We start from the raw sequence: 15709 nt of genomic DNA, 5'->3' as shown, positions 1-15709 counted from the left end.
GTGACATAATGCATGCTTTTATAAATGACCCTCAACAAAGAATATATACAGTTCCACGCCTTGAATAATAGTTCTCTATAAATTAATAAAAGAAAAAATTTAGGAGAAAATATGTTAGAAGGAAAATATCAAGATTTTTATAACAAAATCGAAAAATCAATCCCAGTTGAGAATATCTTTACAGATAAACTTCATACCTTAGCTTATGGTACAGATGCCTCTTTTTATAGACTTATTCCAAAAATAGTTATTAAAACAGATAATGCTGATGAAGTACATAAAATTGTATCACTTGCTAATGAAATGAATCTAAGTGTAACATTTAGAGCAGCAGGTACCTCACTATCAGGACAAGCTATTTCAGATTCAATTTTAATTGTAACTTCAAGAAAGTTTTCTAATTTTAAAATTGCCGAGGATAAATCACATATATCACTACAACCAGCACTAACAGGTGCTCAAACAAATAATCTTTTAGCACCATTTGGGAAAAAAATTGGACCAGATCCAGCTTCTATAAATGCAGCTATGATTGGTGGAATTGCAGCTAATAATGCTTCTGGTATGTGTTGTGGTATTGCTGATAATTCATATAAAACTCTAAAATCTATGAAACTAATTTTTGTTGATGGAACAAGACTTGATACAGGTAATGAAGAATCAAAAAAAGCATTTAGAAAGTCACACGGTGAATTCTTAAAAGAATTAAAAGCAATTTCTGATGAGACTAAAGCAGATAAAGAGTTAGCTAATTTAATTGAAAAAAAATACAAAATCAAAAATACATGTGGTTACTCAATTAACTCTCTTATTGATTTTAGTGATGAGTTTGAAATCTTACAACACTTAATTATAGGAAGTGAAGGAACTTTAGCTTTTATCGAAGAGATTACTTACTACACAGTAGAAGATTTAAAAGATAAAGCAAGTGCTTTAATATATTTTAAAGATGTAAAAGAAGCATGTAATGCCGTTACAAAATTAAAATTAGCAAGAGATTCAAAGAAAATAACAGTTGATGCAGTAGAACTAATGGATAGAGCAGGGCTAGCAAGTATAGAAAATGACCCAGCTATGCCAGATTTTATTAAAAATTTTGATAAAAATGTAACAGCTCTTCTAATAGAAACAAGAGCAATAAATGATGAAAAACTTGATACACAAATAAAAGAACTTGAAAGTCTACTTGAAGAGTTTGAAGTTGTTAGAGATATATACTTTACAAAAGATGTAGAGCAATACTCGCTTTATTGGAAAATAAGAAAAGGACTATTTCCTGCGGTTGGTGCTGTAAGAGAAAATGGAACTACAGTAATAATTGAAGATGTAGCTTATCCTATTGAAGACTTAGCTGATGCAACACTTGAATTACAAGCACTGTTTAAAAAACACAACTATAGTGAAGCTTTAATTTTTGGGCACGCTTTAGAAGGAAACTTTCACTTTGTATTTACTCAAGATTTTTCAATTGAATCAGAAGTTAAAAGATATGATGAGTTTATGCAAGATGTAGTAAATTCTGTTGCAGTAAAATATCAAGGAAGTTTAAAAGCTGAACATGGAACAGGTAGAAATATGGCTTCATTTATTGAAGTAGAATGGGGAAAAACTGCCTACTTTATGATGAAGAGAATCAAAGAGTTATTTGACCCCAAAGGACTATTAAACCCTGGTGTAATAATAAATGATGATGCTCAAGCGCATATTAAAAATCTAAAAGCAATGCCACAATCAAATGAAATTATAGATAAATGTATTGAGTGTGGATTTTGTGAACCTACATGTCCTTCAAATGACTTAACATTAACACCAAGACAAAGAATTGTTATAAATAGACATATGTCTCAATTAGAAAGAGAAGGTAAAGATGAAGAGTTAAAAGAGTATCAAGAGTTATACCAATATGATGGTATTGAAACATGTGCTACTTGTTCATTATGTTCATCTGCTTGTCCAGTAAAAATAGATACAGGAAGTTTAACTAAATATTTAAGAGCAGAACAAAATTCTACAAAAGCAAATACAGTAGCAAACTTTGTTGCTAATAATTTCTCTACTACTTTAACAGGTATGAAAATAGGACTACATGGTGCAAATCTTATGCATAAAATTGTAGGAACTGCTAGTATGGAAAGTATCACTGATACAATAAGAGAATGGACAAAAGGCAAAAGTGCTAAATGGTCTACATCTATGCCAAAAGCAATTAGTATAAATACAAGGTTTGAGCAAAAATCTAGTGATAAAAAAGTTGTTTACTTCCCTTCATGTATTAATAGAACAATGGGTAGAAGTTCAGTATCACAAGAAGAAAAAGAGTTATTTGATGTAACTGTTGAAATACTACAAAAAGCTGGCTATGAAATAATTTTCCCTGAGGATTTAGGAAACTTATGTTGTGGTATGCCATTTAGTTCAAAAGGATTCAATGAAGCTGCTGATAGTAAATCTTCTCAATTAGAAGATGCCTTATTAAATGCAAGTGATTTTGGTTCATATCCTGTTCTTTGTGATACAAGCCCGTGTACAAAAAAGATGATAGAAAGCTTTTCACACAAAGAGTTAGATATCTATGAACCAATTGAGTTTGCATTAGAATTTTTAACAAAAGAGTTAGAATTTAATCCTATTGAAGAACCAATTACAATTCATACAACTTGTAGTTCAAGAAAAATGGGACTAGAAGAGAAATTTAAAAAATTGGCTCAATTATGTTCTACAAAAGTAATAATCCCAGCAGATGTTCAATGTTGTGGATTTGCAGGAGATAGAGGATTTAATTTCCCTGAATTGAATAAATCAGCACTAAGAAATTTAAAAACTCAAATAAAAGATGCAAAATATGCATTTAGTACATCAAAAACTTGTGAAATTGGTCTATCAGATGAATCAGGTTTAGATTATAACTCAATTTTCTATCTAATTAATAAAGTAACAAAACCTAAAAATTTATAATCTTTTTTTAGTCAAAACAGATATTTACCATTTATTTGGTAAAATATCTGCTTTAATAGAAAAAGGAATTATAATGAATAAACTTTTTTTGTCACTACTACTTAGTACAACTATCTCTTTTGCCTCTGTTATAAATGGAGTTGCAATAACAGTAAATGATGAGCCAATCACTCTTTATGATATTGAGCAAACTGCTAAACAAAATAATGTTGATAAAAATCAAGCTGCAAGTGCCTTAATAGATAAAGCACTTTATGAACAATTAGTAAAAAAACATAATATTACTGCTGATATATTTGATGTAAATGAATATATTGAAAAACTAGCAGCAACAAACAATATGGATGTTTACACATTTAAATCGGTTATTAAACAAAAATATCCAAACTATTCAATTTTTGAAGAAGAGGCTAAAAGTGCTGTACTTAGACAAAAGCTAATTCAAAAAATTGTAAAAGGACAACTAAATGTTGCAACTGATGAAGATATGGAACTTTATTATGAAAATAATAAAGACCAATTTACTACAGCAAATAGTTTTGATATTGTTAAATATACATCAACAAATAAAGCATCTTTAATTAGTGCATTAAAAAGTCCATTATTAGTTCCAAATGATGTGGAAAGAACTCCACAAACACTACAAACAAGTGAGATACCACCTCAATTACAGTATCTTTTAACAGAAACTAAAGTAAATAGTTTTACACCTATTTTCACAGCAGATAGAAAATTTACTGCCATCTTTATTACAAAAAAAAGTGGTCAAAGTACTATTGCATTTGAAAATGTAAAAGGTAAGATTTTTAATGACTTAATGAAATTAAGAGAAAAAAAATACCTAAAAGAGTATTTTGAAAAAGAAAAGCTTACAGCAGATATAAAAATAGTTAGATAAAAGGAAATAAATGTCAGATATGTTTGAAGTTATTATTGGTTTAGAAGTTCACGTACAATTAAATACAAAAAGTAAACTATTTTGTTCTTGTGCAACAAGTTTTGGTGAAGAACCAAACACAAATACATGTCCTACATGTTTAGGATTACCAGGTGCACTTCCAGTTTTAAATAAAGAAGCAGTTCATAAAGCTATTATGTTAGGAACAGCACTTAATTCAAAAATTAACCAAAAATCAATATTCAACAGAAAAAACTATTTCTACCCAGATTTACCAAATGGTTATCAAATTTCACAATTTGAAGTTCCTGTTGTTGGTCTTGGAGAATTAGTTATTGACTTTGAAGATGGAACAAGTAAAAAAATTGGAGTTACAAGAGCTCACTTAGAAAATGATGCTGGGAAAAATATCCATGCAGGAAGTGTATCTCATGTGGATTTAAATAGAGCAGGAACTCCACTACTTGAAATCGTTTCAGAACCAGATATGAGAAATGCAACTGAAGCTGTTTTATATCTTAAAAAACTTCATTCAATTGTTAGATATTTAGGTATTAGTGATGCTAATATGCAAGAGGGTTCATTTAGATGTGATGTTAACGTATCTATTAGACCAAAAGGTGATGATAAACTTTATACTAGATGTGAAATCAAAAATATGAACTCATTTAAATTTATTGAAAGAGCTATTAAATATGAAGTAAATAGACATATTGAAGCTTGGGAAGATGGTGTTCATTCAACTGAGATTGTTCAAGAAACAAGACTATTTGATCCAGATTCAGGTGAGACAAGATCAATGAGAGGTAAAGAAGACGCTGCTGATTATAGATACTTTCCAGATCCAGACCTTTTACCACTAATTATTACAGATGAAATGATGGAAAAATACTCAAAAATTCCTGAACTTCCAGATGAAAAGAAAGAAAGATTTGTAAAAGAGTTTGGATTAAAAGAGTATGATGCATCAGTAATTACTGCTTCTTTAGAAACAGCAAACTTCTTTGATGAAATGATGAAAGAGGGAATTAGTGGTAAAAATGCTGCAACATGGTTGACAGTTGAATTACCTGCAAGATTCACTGAAGGTGTTTCAATAGAAAACTCTCCAATAGATGCTAAAACATTAGCAACTATTGTAAAAAGAATTGAAGACAATACAATTTCTGGAAAAGCAGCTAAAGAAGTACTTGATTACTTAATTGAAAATAGTGTAGAAGTTGATGAGGCTATTGATAAACTTGGATTAAAACAAGTAAGTGATGATGGGGCTATCTTAGAGATAATTGATGGAATACTTGCAGCTAATGAAGATAAAATAGCTGAATATAAAGGTGGTAAAGAGAAACTATTTGGATTCTTTGTTGGTCAGACTATGAAAGCATCTAAAGGTAGTGCAAATCCAGCTAAAGTAAATGAACTTTTAAAGCAAAGATTATCATAATGAACAAAAACACAATCGCAGTTATTGGTGCAGGTAAATGGGGACAAGCTCTTCATTTTGCACTAAATAAAAAACAAAAATGTCTTATTACTTCTAGAACAAAAAGAGAAATAGAAAACTTTGTTGACTTAGAAACTGCAATGAATTGTGAATACTTAGTTATAGCCATTCCAGCTCAAGAAATAAGAGCATGGCTAAAACAAAACTTTAAATTTAAAGGTCAAAAAATTCTTGTGGCTTCAAAAGGTATTGAAGCAAATACAGGGGAATTTTTAAATGAAATTTATTCAGAGTTTGTGCCTGAAAAGAATATAGGATTTATTTCTGGACCTTCTTTTGCTGCTGAAGTTATAAAAGGTCTTCCTTGTGCTTTAGTTATAAACTCTAATTCTAAAAAAATATATAAAGAGTTTAGTGTATTCTTCCCAAATTTTATAAAGACATATTATAGTGCTGATGTAATTGGAGCTGAAATAGCAGGTGCATATAAAAATGTTTTAGCAATTGCAAGTGGAATTTGTGAAGGCCTTAACTTAGGTAAAAATGCTCAAGCATCTTTAATAGCAAGAGGATTAGTAGAAATGCAAAGATTTGGTAAACATTTTGGAGCAAAAAAATCATCTTTTATTGGACTTAGTGGAGCAGGGGATTTGTTTTTAACTGCAAACTCTACTATGAGTAGAAACTTTAGAGTTGGTCTTGGATTAGCTCAAAATAAACCTTTAGATGTGATATTAGAAGAGCTAGGTGAAGTTGCAGAAGGTGTTAAAACTTCAGTAGCTATACACTCTTTATCAGAACAACACTCTATATATACGCCAATTGCAAATGAGGTATATAAAGTGTTAAATGGGAAAAGCACTCAAGAGAGCTTAAAAGATTTACTTAAAAATTAGATTCAAACTTTTATACATATAGTATTACAAACTACAGTACGTATTTTATTTAGTTTTTATATAGTATTAACTCAAATGAAACATAAGGAGTAAAAATGCAAGCATTTGTAGTAGAAAAAAGAGATGATGAATTTGTTTCAAGTATTCAAGAGGTAAAAAAACCTATTTGTGAAAATGAAAATGAAGTAGTAATTAAAGTTAGTTACTCATCATTAAACTATAAAGATGCACTAAGTTCTATTGGAAATCCAGGTGTTACAAAAACTTTTCCACATATTACAGGAATTGATGTAGCTGGTATTGTAGCTGAATCAACATCAAATATATTCAAAGTAGGGGAAAGAGTTTTAGTAACAGGATACGATATGGGGATGAATACTCATGGAGGACATGCCGAATATGTAAAAGTTCCTGCTCCTTGGGTAGCTAGAATTCCTGATGCAATGAGTGAAAAAGAGATAATGACTCTAGGTACAGCAGGACTTACTGCTGCTTTAAGTGTAAATGAACTAAGACAAAATGGTATAAAATCAGAAACTGGTGAAATATTAGTAACTGGAGCTACTGGTGGGGTTGGTTCTATTGCCGTGTCAATATTAAGAAAAATGGGTTATACAGTTACTGCTTTAACGGGAAAAAAAGAGAAGATAGACTTTCTTAAAAGAATTGGAGCTAATGAAGTAATTGTAAGAGATGAATTTGATATAGAAACAAATAGACCTTTAATGAGTGAAAAATATGCAGGAGTAATTGATACAGTAGGTGGCTCAATATTAGCAACATCACTTAAACAAGTAAAATATGATGGTGTAGTTACTTGCTGTGGTTTAACATCTTCCCATGAACTTAATACTAACGTATTCCCTTTTATTTTAAGAGGAGTTAGACTTATAGGGATTGACTCTGTTGAGTGTAAACTAGAAAAGAAACAAGCTGCTTGGGAAAAACTTGCTAGTAAGTGGAGAATTGATACTTTAAAAAATATAACAACAGAAATATCACTAGAAGAGATTAAATCAGCTTATGAAAAGATTCTTTCAGGAAATGTAGTAGGTAGATATGTAGTAAAAATAGGATAAAACTAAGAAACCTTAGTTATCCTACATTTATTTCACCATTTTCAACTTTTTGAGAATATATAGTCTCTTTGCCACTTTTTAATATTTTTGCTTGTTCAACCCATTGATTGTTTTTAGCACAACCTGGTTCTAATAAAAATGATTCAATCCAATCACAGTTTTTACTTGACCAACTTGCAATTTGTTCAAAATGATAGATACCTAATGTATTTAAATCATTCTCTATTTTATTTGTAATACCTTTAATTTTTTTCAGATTATCTTTACCTGAAGGTTTTGGTGAACTTATAACTAAAGGCTTATTATCTAAGTTTGAACTTTTTTTAAATATTGGATTTACACCTGAATTAGGGAATCTTTTACTCTGCGTTTTATTTTTAGATTGATTATCATTTTGAACTTCTTTATATGAAGTACCTTTTGCGATAACATAACCAAAAACTGTACCAATTGCAAATGCTATTAAAAGATTTATAACAATTAATGAAGCTATTTCTAACATATATTTTATTCTCCTAAAACTTTTATTTCAACTCTTCTATTAACTTCAGATAAACCATTTTTATCATCTTTTGCAATAGGAAAGTCTTCTCCATAACCAACTGCTGTTAATCGAGATTTTTTAATACCTAAATCAATTAAAGCATTCATTACACTATTTGCTCTATCTTGTGAAATTCTTTTGTTTAGAGATGCTGCACCTCTAGAATCAGTATGTCCACCAATTTCAACTTTAATATTAATATTATCATTTAAAATATCTGCAATTTTTTTAACCGAATCAAAAGAGTCTTTTGTAATTTTTGTACTTCTTCTTTCAAAAGTAATTTTATTAGTACTTAGAACATTATTTATTTCAGATTGTAATTCTTTCATTTTTTCATGACTATTAATTTGATTGTTCAATTTTTCATTAGCTTCAAAATTTTTTGAATCTTTTTCTAAACCAGTCTTATTATCTAAACTTTCTTTTTTATCTATCTTTTTTACTGATAAATTTGAAATATCAACTTCAAGACCCACTTTATTTATAATAGAAATTAATGAATCTTTATATTTTAAGTCTTTTAATTCACCAATTAAACTGATTTCATCCCCATTAACTAAAAGCTTTGAGTTATCTGTAAGAAGATCTTTTGATGGAATCATTAGTTGTGATATTTTAACTAATAATTCTTCATTGACATTGATTGCTGGGTTAAATTTATAATCTCCCTTAATAGTAACACCTAATAAATCTTCAAGTTTTAAAACTTGTTTTTCATCTCTTAATATACCATTAAAAAATATTTGATTGTCATCTTTAATTAATTCTAAATTAATAAAATTATTATTAATAATCTTTTCTTCTTCTTGACTTTCTTCATTTAAAGCTACATTTACACTCTTTTTAATCTCATCAACTTTGTTAAATATTGTTTCAACAAGTTCTTCTTTTTTGTTTTCATCTTTAACTACAGTTGAGTTATCACTTTCTAAAACTTTTTTATAATTAAATGTTGAAATAGTATATATTATTAAAATTACAAGTAAAACTGATAGTATTAATATCTTTTTAGCCATATTAAATTTCCTATTAAATATATAATTTTTGTGATTATATCTTAACTAACAAGAAATACTAATTAAATCTGTTAATAAAAAACATATTAATATAAAAACCTGAATAGTAACTACTTTAAAAGCTCAATCCATAAGAATTTATTCATATTTGATTTCAAAACAGCTTTCCAACCAAATGATGTTGAATGTAAATAGAAAATATCATTTATTTTTTTAAAGCTTAATTCCTTATTAGAAACTTCTCCAAATATAAGTGTAAATATCGCATAGATATATTCACCATCTTCTTCTAAATGAAACTTAAAATTATCAAAGTCACTTAACTCTTTATCTAAAAACTCTTTTATTTCTTTCATACACACCTTTCGATAATTTTTCTTATTTTAAATTTTTTTTCCTTTTCTATTGCTTTTTTTTGTGATAGAATTTATGAAAAGGAGTAACTATGAAAACGATTATTACTATTTTTATGTTTTTAAGTACTGTTTTTGCTTCAGAGTTACCTGAAGAATTCGATAGAGAACTTTATAACGCAGGTGAAAAAGTTTTTGACAACAAATGTATGCAATGCCATGAAAAATCCATGGACATACAACTACTTATGAAAAATTTTTTAGAAGAGGATAACAAACTTCTAAATTTAAAAGCCCCTACGGGAAATGAAATATCATTTAGACTAAAACAACAAATTGGAAGTAGAGATGATATAGAGTTTCACCTAATTCAAACAAATGATTTTTTAGTGGATTATTTATTTTATCCAGATAAAGCCAAAACAATCTGCTTAGAAGGCGTTATTAGACACTTTGATACTATGCCTAGCCAAAAAGGAAAAGTAAGTGAGGAAGAGATAGAACAAGTTAATCACTTCTTATACTTTCTAGAAGGCTTTAATGGAGTTAATAAATATTATCATGATGAAACAAAATTTTAAAAGGATTTTATAAATGAAAAAAACAATTTTATCAGTATTAGCTATTGCAACTTTAGGATTTGCAAATGATGTGACATACAAGATAGATGGAAAAGATTATGAAGGATACTATAAATCTCCATCAAAAGATGCACCATTAGTTTTTATGGTACATGATTGGGATGGAATTACTGAATATGAGAAAAAAAGAACACAAATGCTAAATGACTTAGGTTATGCAGTATTTGCTGTTGATTTATATGGAAAAGGTAATAGACCAACTGAAATTGCAGATAAAAAAGCAATGACTAAATCTTTATACTCAAATAGAGATGAAATGAGAAAAAGATTAAATGCAGGATTAGAAGAAGCTAAAAAACTAGGTGCTAATACATCAAATGCTTTAGGTATGGGTTACTGTTTTGGTGGAAGTTCTATTTTAGAGTTTGCTAGAAGTGGAGCAGATCTTAAAGCATTTGTTCCTTTTCATGGAAATTTATTAACTCCTGATGGACAAGATTATAAAAATACAAAAGGTAAAGTTGTAGTATTCCATGGAACTGCTGATAAAGTTGTACCTTTTAGTGAGTTTGCTTCACTTGCTGTTGAGTTAGAAAATATTGGTTTAGAGCATGAAATGATTACTTATAGTGGTGCACAACATGCATTTTCTGTAATTGGTGGTGGAAAATATAATGAAGCTGCTGATAAAAAATCTTGGAAAAGATTTACTGAAGTTTTAAAAGAGACTTTAAAATAAAAGTGAGTTAATACTCACTTTTACTATTTAGCTGGGATAGGATAGTTTTCAATCACAAAATCAATATCTTTATCACCTCTACCACTTAGATTTACTAATATTGTTTCATTTGGTTTTTCTTTTGCTAATTTCATAGCATATGCTACAGCATGAGCTGATTCAAGTGCAGGAATAATACCTTCTAATTGTGAAAGCTTATAAAATGCATCAACAGCTTCAATATCATTTACAAGACCTATTTTTGTTCTTCCAATTGAGTGAAGATAAGCATGCTCTGGCCCAACAGATGGATAATCAATCCCACTTCCAATACTATATACAGGTGCTGGTTCACCTTTTTCATCTTTTAACATGATAGAGTTAAATCCATGCATAACTCCTTCTTCTCCATAAGAAATTGATGCAGAGTGGTCACCAAGTTTTTCACCTCTACCTAAAGGCTCAACTCCATAAAGATTTACATCATCATCAATAAATCCAGCAAAAATACCCATAGCATTACTTCCTCCACCAACACAAGCAGCTACATTTTGAGGAAGTTTACCTGTCATTTCTAAGAACTGTTCTCTTGCTTCTATTCCCATAACTGATTGGAAATCTCTTACCATTTTTGGGAAAGGATGAGGACCAACAACAGAACCAATACAATAAATAGTATTTATAGGGTCTTTTAAGTAGCTTTCAAAGGCACTATCAACGGCTTCTTTTAATGTTTTTAATCCATGAGTTGCAGGAACTACAGTTGCTCCTAAAATCTTCATTCTTACAACATTTGGATGCTCTTTAGCAATATCAACTTCACCCATGTGGATTTCACACTCTAAGCCAAAATAAGCAGCAGCTGTTGCTAAAGCAACACCATGTTGTCCAGCACCCGTTTCAGCAATAAGCTTTTTCTTTCCTAAATACTTAGCTAGTAAGGCTTCAGCCATACAGTGATTTAGTTTGTGAGCACCTGTGTGGTTTAAATCTTCTCTTTTTAGATAGATTTCAGCCCCAACTTGGTTACTAAGATTTTTACAATAGTAAACTGGAGTTGGTCTACCTTGATAATGTTTTCTGATTTTGTTTAATTCATGTATAAACTCGTGAGAGTTTGATAGTTTTTTATAAGCTTCATTTATCTCTTCAAATGGCTTTTCAAGTTGTGGCGGGATATATGAACCTCCAAACTTCCCAAAATAACCCTTATCATCAGGCATAGTTTCTAAATAAGGTTTTTTGTTTACTTCCATACTACTAATCCTTGTTTTGTATAATAATATAGATTATAGCCATAAAAAGATGATAAGTTTTTTAGATTACTTTTGTTGTAGTTCTTTTTGTGTGTTTTGTTGCTCAACAGCCGCTTCATATCTATCAAAAAGCAATGAAAACATATATCCCATTGCTACTACTATTAAACCTATTATTAAAATATTTCTCATGTTTTTCCTAAATAAATTTTGATAAATTATATAAAATTAAATATGAATCTTTGGTTTAAAATGAATATTAAACAATAATTTATATTTTTTATACGATAATCAAAATACTAGATTAAGAGAGGTGGAAAAATGGGATTCCATATGCCTTGAACTCATAGGCTTTAAGCGGGGCGTAACCAGTTCAGGAAAGATGCGGGGAGGTTCCCTCCCGCCTCTTAATTTGTTGTAATTTCTGTCTTCTTATTTTTAGAACCCATATCTAAGTCCTAAAAATCATCAAAGTCAATAGAACCTTTACTATAATTTACAACATTCCCTTCAAAGAAATTCGTTCTTTGGTCATTAAATGATGCATATCCATCAACCCATGGAATAGGGTGTTTTACATTATATTCTGGTTTGTATCCTACTGCATCAAGTCTTTTATCTGCTAGGTATTCGATGTATTGTCTAATAATTCCATCTGTGAAACCTAAGATTTGTCCTTGAGTGATATAGGCTCCCCAAGAAGCTTCTAAATCAACTGCTTTTCTAAACATACCTCTTACAGTTTGTTCTAATTCAGGAGTAAATAAATCTGGTCTTTCTTTTCTAGTTGAGTTAATCATATTTTGAAATAATAGTAAGTGAGTTACTTCATCTCTTTGAATAAATCTAATCATTTGTGAACTTCCCAGCATCTTACCTGATTTTCCAAGTGCATACATAGCTGCAAATCCAGCATAGAAGTATAATCCTTCTAAGATTTGGTTAGCAAACATAGCTAATAAAATCTTAGTATCAGAGATGTTCCCATCATCATCACCAGTTAAATTCTTATATGTATCAGCGATGTAAGTATTTTTCTCTCTTAACTTAGCATCAGTTTTCCACATATCATAAATCTCATTTGTATTATCAGAGATTGACTCTACCATTACTGCGTATGATTTTGAGTGATTAGCCTCTTCATAAGATTGTCTTGAAAGACAAGCATTAATTTCAGGTGCTGTTATATATGGATTGATGTTATCCATTAGGTTATTTGTTTGTAATGAATCCATAAAGATTAATTGAGAAAGTACTAAGTCATACATTCTTTTTTCAGCTGGGCTTAGATATTTATAATCCTTAGCATCAGCTGTCATTTGTACTTCTTTTGGGAACCAAGTATTTGCTTCCATTGTATCCCATAATTTTAATGCCCATTCGTATTTCATTCTAGTGAAGTTAATCATACCATCACTATTTCCACCAAATACTCTTCTTTCATTTAGTGTCTCTTTTGAATCTGGGTTATATATAATCTTTCTATCCATACGGAATTCCTCTAAGTTTTTAGTAAATTTTAAATTAATTTGTTTCTTTTTTGTATGAAAAAAGTGTAAGGTTATCTTACTGACAACCAGAACACTCCATACTTCTATCTTCTACATCATTGTTTGCTTCAGGAGATTGACTTCTTAAGTAGTAAGTCGATTTTAATCCAAGCTTCCAAGCTAATGTATAGATTTCATGTAAATATCTACCACTTGCTTTATCTAAACTCATAAAGATATTTGTAGACTGACCTTGGTCAATCCATTTTTGTCTTACTGCTGCTGCTTTGATAACTTGTAATTGGTCAATCTCGAATGCAGGAGTATAATAAGTCCATGTTTCAGGGCTTAAGTTTGGAACAACTACAGGAATTAGTCCTGATAAGTTCTCTTCAAACCATTTTCTTTTATAAACTGGCTCAATAGCTTGAGTAGTACCAACTAAAATCGAAATAGATGAAGTTGGAGCAACAGCCATTAGGTAACCATTTCTCATACCATCTTTTTTAACCTTAGCTCTTAATTCATCCCAATCATAGCCTGTATCAAATAGGTCTTTATCTACAAGTGCATTAACAGCTTGAGGGGCATGGTCGTGAGGCATAATACCTTGTGACCATTTAGAACCTTCAAATGTAGGATAAATACCTTTTTCAACTGCTAGATTAGAAGATGATTTAATTGCATTATATGAAACTGCTTCCATAATTGAATCAATTTTCTTGAAGTGTTCAGTTGAACCCCATTCAAGTTTATATGCTGCTAACATCTCTGCTTCACCCATAACACCAAGTCCAATAGATCTTGATTTTAAGTTTGTAGCTTTTACCTTTCTTAATGGATAGAAATTTAAATCAATAACATTGTCAAGCATTCTAATAGCTGTTGGAACTACTCTTTCAATATCTTCTTTTGTATTGATTCTAGAAAGGTTGATTGATGCAAGGTTACAAACTGCTGTATCTCCATCAATTTTCTCTTTTTCTACAATAAATACTTTTTTACCACCAATAGAATCAAGAGCCGTAACTTTGTTAGCTTTTTTCTCAATTCCACCATCAACTACGATGATATCCTCTTCTTCATGTGTTGAAATAGTTCCATCTTCAAACTCTAACTTAATTAAGTAGTGGTTAGGGTTTGTATTTTGGAAAATCTCTGTACAAAGATTTGAACTTCTGATATGTCCAACGTGACTATTTGGATTTGCTCTGTTTGCATTATCTTTGAAACATAAGAAAGGACTTCCTGATTCAAAGTATGAAGTTAAGATTTTTTTCCATAAATCTTTTGCTTTGATTCTATCTTTTGTAACAGTTTGATCACTTTCATAAGCAATGTATCTTTCTTTAAACTCTTCACCATGTAATTCAGATAAATCAGTTACTTCAGCTGGGTCAAATAAAGTCCAAACACCATCTTCTAAAACTCTTTCCATAAATAGGTCAGTAATCCAAAGTGCAGGGAATAAATCGTGTGCTCTTCTTCGCTCTTCACCTGAGTTTTTCTTTAAATCAATAAAATCAGAAATATCCATGTGCCAAGGCTCAAGATATACAGCAATTGCACCTTTTCTAGTACCTAATTGGTCAACTGCAATTGCAACGTCATTTGCAATTTTAAGAAATGGTACTGTTCCACCAGCTGCACTTTTGTGACCATCAATAGATCCACCCATAGCTCGCACTTGGTTCCAATCCCAACCAATACCACCACCATATTTAGATAGTAATGACATTTCGTGATACGTATCAAAAATACCTTCTATGTTATCAGGAGTTGAACCAATATAACAAGATGATAATTGGTGTCTATTTGTTCTTGCATTTGATAATGTTGGAGTTGCTAACATTACTTCAAATTTTGAAACTACATCATAGAACTCTTTTGCTCTTTGTTGTTTGTTTTCTTCATTTTGAGCTAAGAACATTGCAATAGCCATAAACATTTGTTGTGGTAATTCTATTGGATTTCCATCTCTGTTTTTGATTAAATATCTATCGTAAAGTGTTTTAATCCCTAAATAGTTAAATAAATAATCTCTTGTTGGGTCAATATAGTCATTTAAGTCATCTAAATCAAACCCTTCTCCAAGAGCTGGCAATAATCTACCTGCATCTTTTCCATATTTTAAATAATCTCTTAAATGGCAATAAGGTTCTCCTTTAACACCATGAGTAGCTTTCCCTACTTTGTGGTATAGGTCATAAACGAATAATCTTGCAGCAACAAAAGTCCAATTTGGAACATCTATATCAATTTTTTCAACTGCTGTTTTGATAAGTGCATCTTGAATATCTGCAGAATTCATTCCATCAATGAATTTAATTTGAGCATCAAGCTCTAATTCACTCTGGCTTACTCCCTCTAAACCATCAGTAGCAGCGATTGTCATACTTTGGATTTTTGTTATATCTAATAATTCTTTTCGACCATTTCTCTTTTGAATCATAATTGCCATTTTATTGCCTTATAG

Annotated in this window: 14 protein-coding genes; 7 read left to right on the top strand and 7 right to left on the bottom strand. The window is 30.1% G+C overall.

Annotated features, from left to right (window positions below; translation table 11 throughout):
* The first annotated feature begins 111 nt into the window (after positions 1 to 111).
* The 5 genes from APAC_RS00260 to APAC_RS00240 all read left to right on the top strand — a co-directional run bounded on the left by APAC_RS00260 (position 112) and on the right by APAC_RS00240 (position 7272).
* Positions 112 to 2955 (top strand): FAD-binding and (Fe-S)-binding domain-containing protein, encoded by a 2844-nt coding sequence (locus APAC_RS00260; RefSeq protein ID WP_130232197.1) that lies wholly within the window; start codon positions 112 to 114, stop codon positions 2953 to 2955.
* 73 nt (positions 2956 to 3028) lie between these two features.
* Positions 3029 to 3853 (top strand): peptidylprolyl isomerase, encoded by an 825-nt coding sequence (locus APAC_RS00255; protein ID WP_130232196.1) that lies wholly within the window; start codon positions 3029 to 3031, stop codon positions 3851 to 3853.
* Positions 3854 to 3872: 19 nt separating this feature from the next.
* Entirely contained in the window at positions 3873 to 5297 is a 1425-nt protein-coding gene (gene gatB / locus APAC_RS00250; protein ID WP_130234553.1) for an Asp-tRNA(Asn)/Glu-tRNA(Gln) amidotransferase subunit GatB, read from the top strand.
* Positions 5297 to 6193 (top strand): NAD(P)H-dependent glycerol-3-phosphate dehydrogenase, encoded by an 897-nt coding sequence (locus tag APAC_RS00245; protein WP_130232195.1) that lies wholly within the window; start codon positions 5297 to 5299, stop codon positions 6191 to 6193. Before gatB ends, APAC_RS00245 begins: the two co-directional genes overlap by 1 nt.
* Positions 6194 to 6288: 95 nt before the next feature.
* Positions 6289 to 7272 carry a YhdH/YhfP family quinone oxidoreductase gene (locus APAC_RS00240; RefSeq protein ID WP_130232194.1) on the top strand — a complete coding sequence of 328 codons (984 nt, stop codon included), beginning with the start codon at positions 6289 to 6291 and terminating at the stop codon, positions 7270 to 7272.
* A 16-nt stretch (positions 7273 to 7288) separates the two neighbouring features.
* Here APAC_RS00240 and APAC_RS00235 read toward each other — a convergent pair whose 3' ends face one another.
* The 3 genes from APAC_RS00235 to APAC_RS00225 form a co-directional block, all read right to left on the bottom strand.
* Positions 7289 to 7774: a hypothetical protein gene (locus APAC_RS00235; protein ID WP_130232193.1), complete on the bottom strand. Its 486-nt coding sequence runs from the start codon at positions 7772 to 7774 to the stop codon at positions 7289 to 7291.
* A 5-nt stretch (positions 7775 to 7779) separates the two neighbouring features.
* Positions 7780 to 8835, bottom strand: a complete 1056-nt coding sequence (locus tag APAC_RS00230; protein WP_130232192.1) for an OmpA family protein — start codon at positions 8833 to 8835, stop codon at positions 7780 to 7782.
* Positions 8836 to 8945: 110 nt separating this feature from the next.
* A complete protein-coding gene (locus APAC_RS00225; RefSeq protein WP_228255928.1) occupies positions 8946 to 9191 on the bottom strand; it encodes a hypothetical protein in 246 nt (81 codons plus the stop codon).
* An 89-nt stretch (positions 9192 to 9280) separates the two neighbouring features.
* On the opposite strand from APAC_RS00225, the gene APAC_RS00220 reads away from it, so the two are divergent.
* Together APAC_RS00220 and APAC_RS00215 are read left to right on the top strand one after the other, a co-directional pair.
* Positions 9281 to 9769 (top strand): hypothetical protein, encoded by a 489-nt coding sequence (locus tag APAC_RS00220; protein ID WP_130232190.1) that lies wholly within the window; start codon positions 9281 to 9283, stop codon positions 9767 to 9769.
* 13 nt (positions 9770 to 9782) lie between these two features.
* The gene (locus tag APAC_RS00215; RefSeq protein ID WP_130232189.1) at positions 9783 to 10508 is read left to right on the top strand and encodes a dienelactone hydrolase family protein; all 726 of its coding nucleotides are present in this window, start codon (positions 9783 to 9785) and stop codon (positions 10506 to 10508) included.
* Positions 10509 to 10531: 23 nt separating this feature from the next.
* On the opposite strand, the gene trpB is transcribed toward APAC_RS00215, so the two are convergent.
* From trpB to APAC_RS00200, 4 genes are all read right to left on the bottom strand, one after another.
* Positions 10532 to 11743 carry a tryptophan synthase subunit beta gene (gene trpB / locus APAC_RS00210; protein WP_130232188.1) on the bottom strand — a complete coding sequence of 404 codons (1212 nt, stop codon included), beginning with the start codon at positions 11741 to 11743 and terminating at the stop codon, positions 10532 to 10534.
* A gap of 66 nt (positions 11744 to 11809) precedes the next feature.
* On the bottom strand, positions 11810 to 11935 hold the full coding sequence (locus tag APAC_RS13415; protein ID WP_266095882.1) for a hypothetical protein: 126 nt from the start codon (positions 11933 to 11935) through the stop codon (positions 11810 to 11812).
* A 266-nt stretch (positions 11936 to 12201) separates the two neighbouring features.
* On the bottom strand, positions 12202 to 13233 hold the full coding sequence (locus APAC_RS00205) for a ribonucleotide-diphosphate reductase subunit beta (RefSeq protein ID WP_130232187.1): 1032 nt from the start codon (positions 13231 to 13233) through the stop codon (positions 12202 to 12204).
* 76 nt (positions 13234 to 13309) lie between these two features.
* Positions 13310 to 15694 (bottom strand): ribonucleoside-diphosphate reductase subunit alpha, encoded by a 2385-nt coding sequence (locus APAC_RS00200; RefSeq protein ID WP_130232186.1) that lies wholly within the window; start codon positions 15692 to 15694, stop codon positions 13310 to 13312.
* Between the last annotated feature and the right edge of the window lie 15 nt (positions 15695 to 15709).

It is taken from the genome of Malaciobacter pacificus (assembly GCF_004214795.1).
GTDB lineage: Bacteria > Campylobacterota > Campylobacteria > Campylobacterales > Arcobacteraceae > Malaciobacter_A > Malaciobacter_A pacificus.
The sequence above is the reverse complement of the archived record's forward strand: the minus strand, read 5'-3'. Positions and strand labels throughout refer to the sequence as shown.